The sequence below is a fragment of the Psychrobacter sp. Pi2-51 genome, assembly GCF_904846665.1.
GTDB lineage: Bacteria > Pseudomonadota > Gammaproteobacteria > Pseudomonadales > Moraxellaceae > Psychrobacter > Psychrobacter glaciei.
In genome coordinates this window covers 1-1,038 of sequence record NZ_CAJHBP010000066.1, presented here as the reverse complement: position 1 = coordinate 1,038, position 1,038 = coordinate 1, and the positions used below count along the sequence as shown (strand labels likewise).

Annotated in this window: 1 protein-coding gene; it reads left to right on the top strand. The window is 51.4% G+C overall.

Annotated elements, in window-relative coordinates; all coding sequences use genetic code 11:
* Positions 1–1,038 (top strand): type VI secretion system Vgr family protein (locus JMY08_RS13920; protein WP_201593765.1); only part of this gene is annotated, 1,038 nt, incomplete at both ends.

Sequence of the window (1,038 nt, the reverse complement as noted above, 5' to 3'; positions counted from 1 at the left end):
GCTTGGACAATCCGTCCTGCTTAACCATTGGTACGGCGATATCGACAGTCCAGTGATTAGCAGATCGCTCTATGACGGTATCGGTATGGGCGATGTCGACGCAACAGACATCACTACTTGCGATGCGGGCTTATCGAATAGACACAACCTACAAGGCGGTGCCTCTCCTAGATGGCATGGCGGTGGTATGGGTCACTCACAGATCAATGACGATGACGGACACAGTGGCTGGCTATCGGGTATCGCCCAGTATGGGCTGACCTGCGACTCTGAAGTGGCCATGAGCTTTGATGATACGCCAAGCAAGATCGGTCTACAGTGGACGGTTAATACTGGGGCGCGTGCCAATGCTGATATGCCAACGATTACAGATCAAGCGACCTTTGCCCCTGATGAGCATGTATTAGAGCTTGGCTTGCTGCGGCATCGCTTTAGCAATCATCAATCATCAGATAGCGGACAAGGGATCAATCTAGCAACCGACCATGGCTTGCAAATCACTGGCGATACAGGTGTCCTACTCTCCACTTTCGGTATCAGACACAGCCAGTCAGAGCACGAGTCCGCTTGGGTCAATGATGCAGGACAACGCCAGTTAACAATGGGCACTGAGCTGAGCGAGACCTTTAAAGAGGCAAAGCAGGCACACTTGCAATCAACCGAGGCACTTAGCGATGCCCGACAGTCGATAGAAGCCTTTAAAACCAGTGCGCAAGTGATCGATGAGACGCTAAATACGGAAGTCTTAGGCGCTGCTGATGTGATGCTGGTCAGTAAAGACAGTATCCTCGCATCAGCAAGCAATACGCTATGGACGGCGAAAACAATAGTCAGGCAATCAGGCAGCACCCAGTCGGATGTGGTGGCAGGCAATTATACGCTGACGGCAGATAGTATTGATTCGCTCTCTGGGGTTGGTGGTGAAGCGAGCGTATCGGGATTACATGTGAGTGCGAATACAAAGCCGGTAGCGATACAAGCCCAAGGTGGTGAGTTGCAGTTGAACAGTCAACAAGGTATGACGATTGGTAGTGAGTC